This window comes from Enterobacter cloacae complex sp. 309I3 (assembly GCF_050031595.1).
In the GTDB taxonomy this organism is placed as follows: domain Bacteria; phylum Pseudomonadota; class Gammaproteobacteria; order Enterobacterales; family Enterobacteriaceae; genus Enterobacter; species Enterobacter cloacae.
Window position 1 is genome coordinate 2,676,237 of sequence record NZ_JBLGWI010000001.1, and the last position, 13,071, is coordinate 2,689,307.

General features: G+C 47.9%; 12 protein-coding genes and 1 pseudogene. 9 read left to right on the top strand and 4 right to left on the bottom strand.

The genetic code is table 11. The features are described 5' to 3' along the window. The first annotated feature begins 293 nt into the window (after positions 1–293). The 4 genes from sapA to ACQG22_RS12610 all read left to right on the top strand — a co-directional run bounded on the left by sapA (position 294) and on the right by ACQG22_RS12610 (position 4,789). Positions 294–1,934: an ABC transporter substrate-binding protein SapA gene (gene sapA, locus ACQG22_RS12595; RefSeq protein WP_038419595.1), complete on the top strand. Its 1,641-nt coding sequence runs from the start codon at positions 294–296 to the stop codon at positions 1,932–1,934. Continuing rightward, positions 1,931–2,896 carry a putrescine export ABC transporter permease SapB gene (gene sapB / locus ACQG22_RS12600; RefSeq protein ID WP_013096396.1) on the top strand — a complete coding sequence of 322 codons (966 nt, stop codon included), beginning with the start codon at positions 1,931–1,933 and terminating at the stop codon, positions 2,894–2,896. Before sapA ends, sapB begins: the two co-directional genes overlap by 4 nt. Before the next feature lie 770 nt (positions 2,897–3,666). Beyond that, entirely contained in the window at positions 3,667–3,975 is a 309-nt protein-coding gene (locus ACQG22_RS12605) for an acyltransferase family protein (protein WP_426711545.1), read from the top strand. A 1-nt stretch (position 3,976) separates the two neighbouring features. After that, positions 3,977–4,789 carry an acyltransferase family protein gene (locus tag ACQG22_RS12610; RefSeq protein WP_426711546.1) on the top strand — a complete coding sequence of 271 codons (813 nt, stop codon included), beginning with the start codon at positions 3,977–3,979 and terminating at the stop codon, positions 4,787–4,789. A 1,196-nt stretch (positions 4,790–5,985) separates the two neighbouring features. Here ACQG22_RS12610 and ACQG22_RS12615 read toward each other — a convergent pair. After that, positions 5,986–6,367 (bottom strand): annotated as a pseudogene (locus ACQG22_RS12615) (Arm DNA-binding domain-containing protein); the annotation flags it as partial. A 174-nt stretch (positions 6,368–6,541) separates the two neighbouring features. Between ACQG22_RS12615 and sapC the strand changes: the two are divergent. From sapC to sapF, 3 genes are read left to right on the top strand one after another with little or no spacing between them, the layout of a single operon-like run. Then, complete coding sequence (sapC, locus tag ACQG22_RS12620) at positions 6,542–7,432, top strand: putrescine export ABC transporter permease SapC (RefSeq protein WP_020690956.1); 891 nt, start codon at positions 6,542–6,544, stop codon at positions 7,430–7,432. Then, entirely contained in the window at positions 7,432–8,424 is a 993-nt protein-coding gene (gene sapD, locus ACQG22_RS12625; RefSeq protein ID WP_013096394.1) for a peptide ABC transporter ATP-binding protein SapD, read from the top strand. Before sapC ends, sapD begins: the two co-directional genes overlap by 1 nt. A 1-nt stretch (position 8,425) precedes the next feature. Beyond that, the gene (gene sapF, locus ACQG22_RS12630) at positions 8,426–9,232 is read left to right on the top strand and encodes a putrescine export ABC transporter ATP-binding protein SapF (RefSeq protein ID WP_013096393.1); all 807 of its coding nucleotides are present in this window, start codon (positions 8,426–8,428) and stop codon (positions 9,230–9,232) included. Between the two features lie 9 nt (positions 9,233–9,241). Here sapF and ACQG22_RS12635 read toward each other — a convergent pair whose 3' ends face one another. Continuing rightward, on the bottom strand, positions 9,242–9,832 hold the full coding sequence (locus ACQG22_RS12635) for a TetR/AcrR family transcriptional regulator (RefSeq protein WP_095907902.1): 591 nt from the start codon (positions 9,830–9,832) through the stop codon (positions 9,242–9,244). Positions 9,833–9,966: 134 nt separating this feature from the next. Between ACQG22_RS12635 and ACQG22_RS12640 the strand changes: the two genes are divergently transcribed. Both ACQG22_RS12640 and ACQG22_RS12645 read left to right on the top strand, forming a co-directional pair. Beyond that, a complete protein-coding gene (locus ACQG22_RS12640) occupies positions 9,967–10,368 on the top strand; it encodes a RidA family protein (protein WP_058681309.1) in 402 nt (133 codons plus the stop codon). A gap of 61 nt (positions 10,369–10,429) precedes the next feature. Further along, the gene (locus ACQG22_RS12645) at positions 10,430–11,254 is read left to right on the top strand and encodes a helix-turn-helix transcriptional regulator (RefSeq protein WP_058681310.1); all 825 of its coding nucleotides are present in this window, start codon (positions 10,430–10,432) and stop codon (positions 11,252–11,254) included. 2 nt (positions 11,255–11,256) lie between these two features. On the opposite strand, the gene ACQG22_RS12650 is transcribed toward ACQG22_RS12645, so the two are convergent. Both ACQG22_RS12650 and pgaD read right to left on the bottom strand, forming a co-directional pair. Beyond that, entirely contained in the window at positions 11,257–12,606 is a 1,350-nt protein-coding gene (locus ACQG22_RS12650; protein WP_228486034.1) for a sensor domain-containing diguanylate cyclase, read from the bottom strand. A 68-nt stretch (positions 12,607–12,674) separates the two neighbouring features. Further along, on the bottom strand, positions 12,675–13,070 hold the full coding sequence (gene pgaD / locus ACQG22_RS12655; protein WP_102752864.1) for a poly-beta-1,6-N-acetyl-D-glucosamine biosynthesis protein PgaD: 396 nt from the start codon (positions 13,068–13,070) through the stop codon (positions 12,675–12,677). Position 13,071: the final 1 nt, after the last annotated feature.

The window sequence follows — 13,071 nt, forward strand, 5'->3', positions numbered from 1 at the left end:
AAGATGTCTGCCGTGAGTTCCATCAGCCAATCACGCACACAGTTGCTAACCGCATACGGTCTGTCGGGGCGAATCCTTCGTTTATAGCGAGTCAGACAGGGCATGAAAATGCTAAGATGGTTTATGAGGTATATTCAAAGTGGAGAGTCGGTATGAATGCCGATCAGGTTGGTATGCTGAATGAGCGACTGCAAACGCTACTGCCCCCAGGATGCCCTCAGGGATAAACGACACTGGATAATTTCGTTTAATATTAGTAAGATAGCCACTTAACATATCATACCTTAAAAATTATGCGTCTGGTTTTATCGTCCTTTTTTGCACTCAGTCTGTTCAGTAGCCAGGCCTTTGCTGCCCCCGAGCCAACTGAGCAGCCTGATATTCGTGACAGTGGCTTCGTCTACTGCGTCAGCGGACAGGTTGATACCTTCAACCCACAAAAAGCGGGTAGCGGCCTGATTGTGGATACTCTCGCCGCTCAGCTTTACGACCGTCTGCTTGATGTTGATCCGTACACCTACCGTCTGGTGCCGGAGCTGGCGGAAAGCTGGGAGGTGCTGGACAACGGCGCAACTTACCGTTTCCGTCTGCGTGATGACGTTGCGTTTCAGCATACGCCGTGGTTTACCCCCACGCGCAAGCTGAATGCAGACGATGTGGTCTTTACGTTCCAGCGTATCTTCAACCGCCATCACCCCTGGCATAACGTCAACGGGGGGAACTTCCCCTATTTCGACAGCCTGCAGTTTGCCGACACCGTTAAAAGCGTGCGCAAACTGGATAACCGGACGGTTGAATTTTCCCTGACGCGCCCGGATGCCTCTTTCCTCTGGCATCTGGCGACCCACTATGCGTCCGTCATGTCCGCTGAGTACGCGGCAAAGCTGAACAAGCAGGATCGTCAGGAGCTGCTTGACCGCCAGCCGGTCGGCACCGGTCCGTTCCAGCTGGCCGAATACCGCGCCGGACAATATATTCGCCTGCAGCGCCACGAACACTTCTGGCGCGGCACGCCGCTGATGCCGCAGGTTGTGGTCGACCTCGGGTCTGGCGGTACAGGACGGCTCTCAAAGCTGCTGACCGGCGAATGTGACGTGCTGGCCTGGCCTGCCGCCAGCCAGCTCACTATTTTACGCGACGATCCGCGCCTGCGCCTGACGCTTCGCCCGGGTATGAACATTGCTTATCTTGCTTTTAACACCGATAAGCCACCGCTGAATAACCCGGCAGTTCGTCATGCACTGGCGCTGGCCATTAACAACCAGCGTTTGATGCAGTCCATTTATTACGGCACCGCGGAAACCGCCGCCTCTATTTTACCGCGCGCCTCGTGGGCGTATGACGGTGAAGCCAAAATCACGGAATACAATCCGGCAAAAGCACGCGAACAGCTTAAAGCGTTGGGCGCTGAAAACCTGACGCTGCAGCTCTGGGTACCGACCAGCTCTCAGGCATGGAACCCTAGCCCGCTGAAAACCGCCGAGCTGCTGCAGGCTGATATGGCGCAGGTCGGTGTAAAAGTGATCATCGTTCCGGTTGAAGGGCGTTTCCAGGAAGCGCGCCTGATGGATATGAACCATGACCTCACGCTGACGGGCTGGGCGACTGACAGTAACGACCCGGACAGTTTCTTCCGTCCGTTGTTAAGCTGCGCGGCAATAAACTCACAGACCAACTACGCTCACTGGTGCAACCGCGAGTTTGACGCCGTTCTGCAAAAAGCGCTGGCGTCACAACAGCTCTCGTCACGCATTGATGCCTATGATGAAGCGCAAAAGATCCTCGCTAAGGAACTGCCCGTGCTGCCGCTGGCCTCTTCCCTGCGTCTGCAGGCCTATCGTTACGATATTAAAGGCCTGGTATTGAGCCCGTTTGGCAACGCCTCCTTCGCCGGGGTCGACCGTGAAAAAGAACAAGAGGTGAAAAAACCATGATCATTTTTACCTTGCGTCGACTCCTGTTACTGCTGGTGACGCTCTTTTTACTGACCTTCGTGGGCTTCAGCCTGAGCTACTTTACGCCGCACGCCCCGCTTCAGGGATCGTCGCTGTGGGATGCCTGGCTGTTCTGGTTCAACGGCCTGCTGCACTGGGATTTTGGCGTCTCCAGTATCAACGGACAGCTTATCTCTGAGCAGTTGAAAGACGTGTTCCCGGCCACGATGGAACTCTGCATTCTGGCCTTCGGCTTTGCCCTGATGGTGGGCATTCCGGTGGGCATGCTGGCGGGGATTTATCGCAATAAATGGCAGGATAAATTTATCAGCGCCCTCGCCCTGCTCGGCTTTTCTATCCCGGTCTTCTGGCTGGCGCTGTTGCTGACGCTTTTCTTCTCTCTGACGATGGGCTGGCTGCCGGTTTCAGGCCGCTTTGACCTCCTCTACACGGTTAAATCGGTGACCGGTTTCGCCATTATTGATGCATGGCTATCTGATTCCGTCTGGCGTCACGAAATGATCGTCAGCGCCCTGCGTCATATGGTGTTGCCGGTGCTAACGCTTGCGGTGGCGCCAACAACCGAAGTGATCCGCCTGATGCGCCTGAGCACCATGGAAGTGTTTGATCAGAACTACGTTAAAGCTGCGGCCACGCGCGGGCTTTCACGCCTGACTATCTTGCGTCGTCACGTACTGCACAACGCGCTCCCGCCGGTTATTCCGCGCCTTGGGCTGCAGTTTTCGACCATGCTGACCCTGGCGATGATCACCGAGATGGTCTTTAGCTGGCCAGGTCTGGGCCGGTGGCTCATTAACGCCATTCGTCAGCAGGATTACGCCGCCATTTCAGCAGGCGTCATGGTGATTGGTTCGCTGGTGATTATTGTTAACGTGATTTCCGATATTTTGGGTGCAATGGCCAACCCGTTGAAGCATAAGGAATGGTATGCCTTACGATAGTGATTATCGGGTTGCATTTATTTCCATTTAAAATCAATGTGATAAGTACAGGCGCCGCTATTAATATTGAGTTTTAATACGCACATTTGTACACATTGTTTTTTTGCTCCAACAGTCTCAATCGAAACATGGGCTGTTGGAGCTATCTTATCTGGCCGATGAAGCCGACCTCGACATAGCTTAAGGCACGGTGCCTATTGGTCGTAAAACGACGTGCTCGGTACCATAGTTTTTCTTTCGTGCGAACAAAGGTCGGCTCCACCTCTATCTGATATTCTGCAGCGACGTTCCAGCATAGTATAACAGACCGCCATTGATCAACGCGCGTGTCGAAACTGCGGCTGCTAGCAGAATGCTTCAAGTTTTATGGTAACACGGTTGAGCACTCAGTTTCGCAAACGGATGGCTCGACTGGAATGATAAGACGAGAAAATCCTGGAAAGATACATGTCATATACGCATTTCGATTACTACTTGTTGATGGCGTTTGCGTCATTCGATACAGGATGAATGTGGTGCGTAAGAATACCTATCTTAGGCATATCAACAAGAACATCGCCTTCAATGAACAGATATGGTGGCATGGCGTAAAACAAAATTCAAAATCCTACCTTATTTGACTCCAACTTTAAGAGATTCGGAAGTTTAGTGGCATTTCCATCATGGGAAGACCATGCAATTACGCGCGTACGATGAAAATCGTCATTATTTACTTTACCCTCAGAGATAGTGTATTATGTTGTAATGTTAAAATAAAATTCAGTTGAAAAATGAAAGCCGACAATAAAATCTATTCATTACATTATATGAGGGGCATAGCTTGTGTTTTGGTTGTGCTATTCCATTTTAGAGGGGCAGTGAACGGCGTATATGCGCAAAATGATCTAGGTAATCTTTTATTCTTGCACGGAGCGATAGGTGTCGATTTATTTTTTATGATTAGCGGGTTTATAATTGCCTATGCTACTCAAAAAAAAGAGTCTCAATTGTCATTTCTTTCCAAGCGATTCTTTAGGATTTATCCTGTTTATATAACATGCCTTCTGTTATTATTTTTTAAGCACTTCCCAAACTTTTGATTTGAATTTTATTAAATCTATATTTTTTATACATTTAAATTATGACGATCATGCTCCAGTATATGGTTATACGGCCATATTTTCTGCGTGGACATTAACATATGAGATTGCGTTTTATGTGCTGTTTATGGTGGCCATGGCATTAAATCACAAACATCGAGTAATGTTATGTATTCTCATTATTTTAGTAATTAATTTAACTCTTCAGACATATTTCAATAATGGAGAGTATAATCTTACAGCTTCAACGTCAGCGAATTATGATGGTCCATTTATAGGGCTAATAAAAATATATTCCTCTCCAATGATGCTAGAGTTTGCTATAGGCTTAATTGTCTTTTCACTCCATAACTGCTTAGATTACCTAAAAAACATCAACAACAAATATATTTTTAATTTTTGCATTTCAGTAGGCTTTTCTTATGTTATATACTGCTACATGTCGGGATATGGTACATTTATTGGCCCTAAAGGATATGGCGTTATCTCTCTGATTTTATTTGTATGTGTTATTTCATGGGAGAAGGTTTATGGGATGAAGAAAAATAAGACGCTAGAGTTTTTAGGCAATATTTCATATAGTCTTTACCTAACTCATATAATTACACACTTCATATTTAAAGAATATCAGTCAACGATCCCTTTGCTATCAACTGGGGTTGGCTTTAGTAAACTTTTTATTATGATGTCAATATCAATTTTACTGGCCTCAGTTTTATATGTTACAATTGAGAAACCATTTATTTTAGCTGGAAGAAAATTACTAAACAAAAAACAGCATGAAAGATGTTACTCGTCTGCTCATGAAAAATAAGGTCTTTATAGAAATGGGAATTTTAGATTCCCCTCTAAAACTGAGGGCTGTAACTGATCTGTTTTTTTATACAACAACATGGCGGAATATAATTTTAATTCTGCCTGAGCATTTATGCGTACCATAGTATGCTTGGTTCTTGTCACAACTTAAATGACAGCAAGCCAAATAAAGCACAAATATGAGAGAATAACCCCATCATTGGGGTTATAGATAATTTGAAATACATGACGAAATTTGGGTAATTCTTACTATAACCCTACTCACATTGTAATGGTGTCTTCCTAAAGCATTCAGCTAAAAAACCTGAAATGGGAATGTTGACATTCTCTTCCATTCACCATAGTCGACAGCATTAATATTTCTTGACCATAAAATCAAATAGGGCATTTAATTGCTACATAGAGCAGTCACACAGAAATTTTGACGTGGCAACATCTCTTATCAATATATTATTACGCAGATATTCTTTATTATATTATTGCACATAAGACATCCATTCGAGTTCCTTTACGGTATAACCCCAAAACTAGGGCGTTTATTCTCATCATAAGTAAAGTCACGGAACGGAATAAGTAATACGCTATATCCTATTCAAATTAAATAATCAGATCCATCTTTTTACTTTGAGACCGCAACATTTGAGCAGTTCTTCAGCATTTTCGTCAACAAATATGAGAACTACAACTGAATCGCCGACATTGAGGCATCCGCAAAACTGCTGGGGCTTTGCATATTCCAGTATATGCTAAACCATACGCGCTTTACCTATTAATTTAAATACTGATGAGTAATCAGCGACGATCTTAATAACTTCACCTACTCCGCCTCAAAGCGACTGCGTAATTTGGCATAAGAGGAATGGCCACAGAAAACACCTATATAGTAATAGAGGAACATAAGGCACCAACTTCTTTTCCACCACTCACTCAATTTTCTGTGCAGGCTTTGTGAGCTAGTTGAAGGCTGCCGCCGGGATGATAGCTCAATCAGTCGCAACCTTGCCGCTCCAACTCGCAGGAAATCCTGCCGATAACATGACAATCGTCATGCAATATATTTAGTCTAAGCAGTGGTGCATGAACCCGTTCTCAGCGGTGCAAAAAAACACACCTAGCCAACAGCCTGCAAGGTTATGAAGAGTTGTTTGTTAATACTATAATTACCAGTTATTTCCACAGCACTGCATTAGAAAGGTTCTTCAATTCCCGGCCATTTACCTTGTATTTACCAAGCCCTGGGAAAGGGGTATTGCTTATCCCAATAATCAAACTATTACTTCTAAAGTAATCATATTATTTTTTCCTGTCTCACCAGTACGGTCTTTTGTCTTTGGTCCAACACTTTTGTAAGCCAGGCCCTGAGCAGCTGTCTACGCTCATATGCTTGCGACAGAGATATGGTCAGCTAATCACCAATTGTCAATTGATTCGCTTTTCCATTCCATCTTTAACGGTAAAAGAATGTTATACTATCGGATGTAGGCAATCTGACATTCATGCCATGAGCGTCTGGAATAATCTCGATTTTGTCTCTTTTGTTGCATAAAGCTTTTCGAAGTTTTGTATGAATAAGCAATGTGCACACTCAGGGAGAAGTCATACAGATGATGTACACATTCATCGGAAATTGATAACCTTCTAATTATTGTGTAATACCCAATATCAAAGCACTCAAAGCAGGCAAGTTATTGGCATATCAGCATTTTTCAAAAGACCTAAAGCATGACAAACAAACTTAAAACGGATTCATATGCCCTACGATAGCGTATACAGTGAAAAGCGCACGCCCGGTGCGCTACGTACCGTGTGGCGTAAATTCTATGGTGACACCACGGCAATGATCGGCCTGTACGGCTGTGCCGGTCTGGTCTTGCTGTGCGTATTTGGATCGTGGTTTGCGCCGTACGGTATCGACCAGCAGTTCCTCGGCTATCAACTGTTGCCCCCGTCGTGGTCACGCTATGGGGAAGTTTCCTTCTTCCTGGGCACCGACGATCTGGGCCGTGATGTGCTGAGCCGCCTGCTGAGCGGTGCCGCCCCAACGGTGGGTGGCGCGTTTGTGGTGACGCTTGCCGCCACAGTTTGCGGTCTGGCGCTGGGCATTTTTGCTGGCTCCACCCACGGTCTGCGCTCGGCGGTGCTGAATCACATTCTGGACACCCTGCTCTCTATCCCATCGCTGCTGCTGGCGATCATTGTGGTGGCCTTTGCCGGGCCGCACCTGACGCATGCCATGTTTGCCGTGTGGCTGGCAATCCTGCCCCGTATCGTTCGCTCTGTGTACAGCATGGTGCATGACGAACTGGAGAAAGAGTATGTTGTTGCTGCCCGTCTGGACGGTGCCACCACGCTGAATATTCTCTGGTTTGCCGTCCTGCCGAATATCGCAGCCGGGCTGGTCACCGAGATCACCCGCGCCCTGTCGATGGCGATACTGGATATCGCTGCGCTGGGTTTCCTCGATTTGGGTGCCCAACTGCCGTCACCGGAATGGGGTGCGATGCTGGGCGATGCGCTGGAGCTTATCTACGTCGCCCCGTGGACAGTTATGTTACCGGGTGCGGCCATTATGGTCAGCGTGTTGCTGATTAACCTGCTGGGCGACGGTATTCGCCGCGCAATTAATGCGGGGGTGCAATAATGCCGCTTCTTGATATCCGCAACCTCACCATCGAGTTTAAAACCGGTGAGGGCTGGGTTAAGGCTGTCGATCGAATCAGCATTACCCTTGCTGAAGGTGAAATTCGCGGTCTGGTGGGCGAATCCGGTTCCGGGAAAAGCCTCATCGCCAAAGCCATTTGTGGTGTAGCGAAGGACAACTGGCGCGTCACCGCCGACCGCATGCGGTTTGATGATATCGACCTGCTGCGCCTCTCCCCGCGCGAGCGTCGCAAGCTGGTGGGCCATAACGTCTCGATGATTTTCCAGGAGCCACAATCCTGCCTTGACCCGTCCGAGCGCGTAGGTAAGCAGCTGATGCAGAATATCCCCGGCTGGACCTATAAAGGCCGCTGGTGGCAGCGTTTCGGCTGGCGCAAACGCCGCGCCATTGAGCTGCTGCACCGCGTCGGGATCAAAGATCATAAAGACGCAATGCGCAGTTTCCCCTACGAACTCACCGACGGTGAATGCCAGAAAGTGATGATCGCCATCGCGCTGGCCAATCAGCCGCGCCTGTTGATTGCGGATGAACCAACAAACGCGATGGAGCCGACCACGCAGGCGCAGATATTCCGTCTGCTGACGCGGCTGAATCAGAATAACAACACCACCATTTTGCTAATCAGTCACGACCTGCAAATGCTCAGCAAATGGGCGGATAAAATTGATGTGATGTACTGTGGGCAAACGGTGGAAACCGCCCCCAGTGAAGATCTGATCACCACGCCGCACCACCCCTATACGCAGGCGCTGATTCGTGCGATCCCGGATTTTGGCAGCGCCATGCCGCACAAGAGCCGTCTGAACACGCTGCCGGGTGCGATCCCGCTTCTGGAATCATTGCCGATAGGCTGTCGTCTTGGGCCACGTTGCCCGTATGCTCAGCGTAAGTGTATTGAAACGCCGCGTCTGACGGGGGCGAAGAACCATCTTTACGCCTGTCATTTCCCGCTGAACATGGAGAGAGAGTGAAATGGTCGAAACCTTACTGGAAGTACGCAACCTGAGTAAGACCTTTCGCTACCGCACCGGGCTGTTCCATCGCCAGACCGTGGAAGCGGTGAAACCGCTGAGCTTTACGCTGCGCGAAAAGCAGACGCTGGCGATTATTGGCGAGAATGGTTCCGGCAAATCCACGCTGGCTAAGATGCTGGCGGGCATGGTTGAGCCAAGCGGCGGTGAAGTGCTGATTGACGATCATCCGCTGGCATTCGGCGATTACTCCTTCCGCAGCCAGCGCATCCGCATGATCTTCCAGGATCCCTCCACCTCGCTCAATCCGCGCCAGCGTATTTCACAGATCCTGGATTTCCCGCTGCGGCTGAATACCGATCTGGAGCCTGACGCTCGCCGTAAACGTATCTTTGAAACCCTGCGTATGGTCGGACTGCTGCCCGATCACGAAAGTTACTATCCGCATATGCTGGCTCCAGGACAGAAGCAGCGTCTGGGGCTGGCGCGCGCCCTGATTTTGCGCCCGAAGGTGATTATTGCAGACGAAGCCCTCGCCTCACTGGATATGTCGATGCGTTCGCAGTTAATTAACCTGATGCTGGAACTGCAGGAAAAACAGGGGATCTCTTATATCTACGTCACCCAACATCTTGGCATGATGAAACACATCAGCGACCAGGTGATGGTCATGCATCAGGGTGAAGTTGTCGAGCGCGGCAGCACAGCGGATGTGCTGGCCTCCCCACTCCACGATTTAACAAAACGCCTGATTGCCGGACATTTTGGTGAAGCGCTAACTGCTGATGCATGGAGAAAGGATCGTTAAAAATATCCCTTAGCTATTGCGTAACCCGCCAGCCAGAAGAGTGAATACCTCAATGGCATGGGGCAGCGTTTTCTGCGGGTCGTCACTCGCGGCAATGAGCAAGGCAGCATTCAGCGCAGCGCCATTCAGCAGATGGGCTGCGACTTTTGCATCAACCGGTTTAAGAACGTCGCATGCGATCATTTTTTCGATGGTGTGACGAGTCGACTCCAGGCAACTGTTCTGGCTAGGCCATTGCGCCGGATCGCCCAGAACAGCTGGACCATCAAGAAGAACGATACGCTGCACTTCCGGAACCAGCGCCATTTTGATATAAGCGACGCCTTCCGCCAGCAACCTCTCCCAGTCATTTTCCGCAGTGGAAGCAATGGCTTTCGCTTTTTCAGCCATTTCACTGTCTATCTGTGCGACTACAGCCGCCAGTAACCCTTTCTTATCGCTGAAATTATGGTACAGCGCACCGCGCGTTAAGCCCACGCTGGCAGTCAGTTCATCCATTGAGGCAGCGGCATATCCTTTTTCAGCAAACGCCTTACGGGCTGCCTGTATCATTTTTTCGCGATTTTCCTGTGCCGTCTCAGCACGACGTTTTGCAGCCATGGGGATTCCTTGGTTAAGCAGCGTTTTCCATTTGACATACACGGCGTATGTGGATTACATTTTTTCACATACATCGCGTATGTTACTTCTACTTTGTCATCACGACAATAACCTCGAATATAAAAGGAAATGCTATGCACCCACGTGAACCTGTATTCCCGGCCAACCGTCATGCCCTCTATCAAGAGCATGGCTATTCTGCTGCCATCCGCTCGGGCGATTTGTTATTTGTTTCTGGCCAGGTCGGCAGCCGCAGCGATGGCACACCTGAGCCCGATTTCGCCGCTCAGGTACAGCTCGCATTTGATAACCTCCAGGCTACCCTTGCGGCCGCGGGATGTACCTTTGACGATATTATCGATGTAACGACATTTCACACCGACCCTGAAAACCAGTTTCCCGTCATTATGCAGGCGAAAAAAATGGCGTTCCCGCGTCCTCCTTACCCAAACTGGACTGCCATAGGCGTTAACTGGCTCGCTGGTTTTGATTTTGAAATTAAAGTTATTGCCAGAATCCCTTCGCCAGTCAATTAACTTCCGGCATAATTTGCCCAGCATGAAACTCATTTACCGTTAAGTAATAACTGACACGCCAATGAAAGACAGCATCAGAAGGTATATTCTCTCCTGGGTGGAGGAAAATAACTTTACTATTTTACATATTGATGACCTGGTTGCGGATATCGGATACAGCAGACGAACCATTGAAACCTGGTTTAAGGAGCACTATCAGCTCTCGTTAGGAGAATATATTCTCAGAAGAAGGCTGAGCCGTGCTGCTATTATGCTAAGGATGACTTCGATTCCGGTGACGGATATTGCTTATCTTTTCCATTACCAGAGTAGCCAGGGTTTTTCCAGAGCCTTTAAAAAAATGACCGGGCTGACACCCTCTGAGTACAGACGTGCCAGAGTGTGGAATTTTGATGTTTTACAGCCCTCTTTTTTATTAAGCGACCATCAAACTCCAGAACTCGAAATTTGTGAACTGAATGAAACATTTCTCTATACCCATCAAATTATCGAACATGATCATCTTTTTGATACCTCGGTCCATGATATTACTAAAAAAATCAAGAAACTGCTTATCGAAAATCGTCATGAGATTGATCGCATCACCCTTGTGCCTCGCCCACCCGAACGCTTAGGCAAAAGCCGATCTTATCTTGTTGAGGTCTTAATCTCGTATTCCTTACAAAGCGACACGACTGCAAAAAGAGGGACGTGCGTAGTAAAAGGAAAATACGCAAAAATGACCTTCAGCGGTAGCTGGGAGGGCTACAGCGCCTTTAACAAAATTGCCTTCGTTAAAGCAATGGTTAAAAAGCGTCTGGCGTTGCGCGAGGGCATTTATTTAATGCAGTTTAATTCTTACAGCGATGAGCATGTTAATTTTGACGTTTTTATCCCCATTTTATAAGCTCACCCACATTCTGCGTGTCTGCTTACGATTCTGTTTTTACCGTTGTGCTTGGCCTCATAGAGCGCCTCATCCACGTTACGAATAATATCGGTGCTGTTAAGGTTGCTCTGAATGGCTGAGCACACGCCGATACTCAGCGTCACCTCTGCAGGAAGCGCGTAAAGGTTACCCTGTCCGGTCCGGTGCTGGACATTATGGCGAATACGCTCGGCAACGGATACCGCCAGGCTCTCGTCAGTATTCGGTAGCAGAAGACCAAACTCCTCACCGCCCAGTCTGGCAAAAATATCCTTATCCCGGATACTGTCTTTGATAATATCCACCACCGCCAGAAGGACGCGATCCCCTACCGGATGACCCCAGGTATCATTAATAGACTTAAAGTTGTCGATATCCAGCATCATTATGCTCGTGCCTTTTTCTGTCCTGAGCATGCGGTTCCGTTGAAGCGCCTCATAAAAATACTTACGGTTAAAGATCTGCGTAAGCGGGTCGCGATTAATTCGATCGCCAAAAATCTTTAACGTGCTGAATACGTGAAATAACAAGGTGAAAATAACAAATAATTTACTAAATACCTCTACTGTACGGCTAATATACCAGAGTGACATATTATATGTATCGAGCAGCAACAGGAAAAAGTTGTAAATGATGGCGGAGAGACACACCACAATAATACTGTTCCACATGCCTGAAGACAGTCGCGTCACATAGGTCATATAGCAGAGTAAAAACGACCAGAGCGTGATCAGAACGTTAACGTACCGGACATCCCAGACGGGAGCATGCTGGTCACGACCATCTGCCGCTATCGTTAATGATAATGCAGGATGATAGCTGCTCATATAATGGGCCAGAACCGGGAACACAACCAGCGGAATAAATAATGTTAACGCCAGGCTGAACTTATTAATCCGTCCTGACGACGAACGTGTTGTGATTTTTTCCACCCGAACGGCGAGCGCCAGTAAAAAGATAAAGCTTAGTTGCCTGAAAAAATAGAATACAGCCGTGTCGTTTGTTTTTACCGCATTAGAAAAACCAGCGTGTTCAGGATATTGAATAATAACGATCGTTTCAATGAAATAAACCAGTCCACTTAAAAACGCCATACTCAGAATCAATGAGGACAGGTGTGTTCTGTCAGACGCATACTGCATCTGGATGAAAATAAAGATGATGGTATCCAGAAAGAACAGCGCAATCATGACGATTAAATATGTGGTCATGGGTACTCTGAAGCCTGGATTATCATTCACGCAAAAAGAGTTTACCGCGATCATCAGTGCAAATAGAAATGCACCGGAAAGCATGATCATTTTCTCGGCCAACGTAATGTTATTCATCATCCTTCTTACCGCATAACTATAAAGACGCAAACCGCCCCCTGACCGGCACGGTCAGGGGGATCGTACTACTACTCTGAGGTGACATTTACCACGTCACCATGGTTGTCAAAATCAACGTATAACTTTTTATTAGCCTGGAACTGCTGATAAACCGGCTGGGAAAGTGAAAAGCTCATCGCCAGTTCCGCCTCACTCGCCACACGGGCAGGAGGAACCGCAATTCTCTGATGCTTATAGCGGTTGTAGATCGCCCAGAGCACCAGTACCAGCGCGTTAAGTATCGCCAGGATGAAATAGAAGAACAGCCGCAAAAAAGCGTCATTCCCCTGCGTAAACCCCTTCAGGAATAAAGCGATAAACCCCGAGGCAAAGTACACAAACATAGCCCACAAAAGACAGGTTACGATCAGTTCCAGACACTCCCGGAAGACGCTTTTTTGCGAATTGATAATCCAGTGTTTCATG

Excerpts from the sequence above, each read along its gene's own strand:
- sapA (WP_038419595.1), top strand. The coding sequence starts at position 294 with ATGCGTCTGGTTTTATCGTCCTTTTTTGCACTCAGTCTGTTCAGTAGC.
- sapB (WP_013096396.1), top strand. The coding sequence starts at position 1,931 with ATGATCATTTTTACCTTGCGTCGACTCCTGTTACTGCTGGTGACGCTC.
- ACQG22_RS12605 (WP_426711545.1), top strand. The coding sequence starts at position 3,667 with ATGAAAGCCGACAATAAAATCTATTCATTACATTATATGAGGGGCATA.
- sapC (WP_020690956.1), top strand. The coding sequence starts at position 6,542 with ATGCCCTACGATAGCGTATACAGTGAAAAGCGCACGCCCGGTGCGCTA.
- sapD (WP_013096394.1), top strand. The coding sequence starts at position 7,432 with ATGCCGCTTCTTGATATCCGCAACCTCACCATCGAGTTTAAAACCGGT.
- sapF (WP_013096393.1), top strand. The coding sequence starts at position 8,426 with ATGGTCGAAACCTTACTGGAAGTACGCAACCTGAGTAAGACCTTTCGC.
- ACQG22_RS12635 (WP_095907902.1), bottom strand. The coding sequence starts at position 9,832 with ATGGCTGCAAAACGTCGTGCTGAGACGGCACAGGAAAATCGCGAAAAA.
- ACQG22_RS12640 (WP_058681309.1), top strand. The coding sequence starts at position 9,967 with ATGCACCCACGTGAACCTGTATTCCCGGCCAACCGTCATGCCCTCTAT.
- ACQG22_RS12645 (WP_058681310.1), top strand. The coding sequence starts at position 10,430 with ATGAAAGACAGCATCAGAAGGTATATTCTCTCCTGGGTGGAGGAAAAT.
- ACQG22_RS12650 (WP_228486034.1), bottom strand. The coding sequence starts at position 12,606 with ATGATGAATAACATTACGTTGGCCGAGAAAATGATCATGCTTTCCGGT.
- pgaD (WP_102752864.1), bottom strand. The coding sequence starts at position 13,070 with ATGAAACACTGGATTATCAATTCGCAAAAAAGCGTCTTCCGGGAGTGT.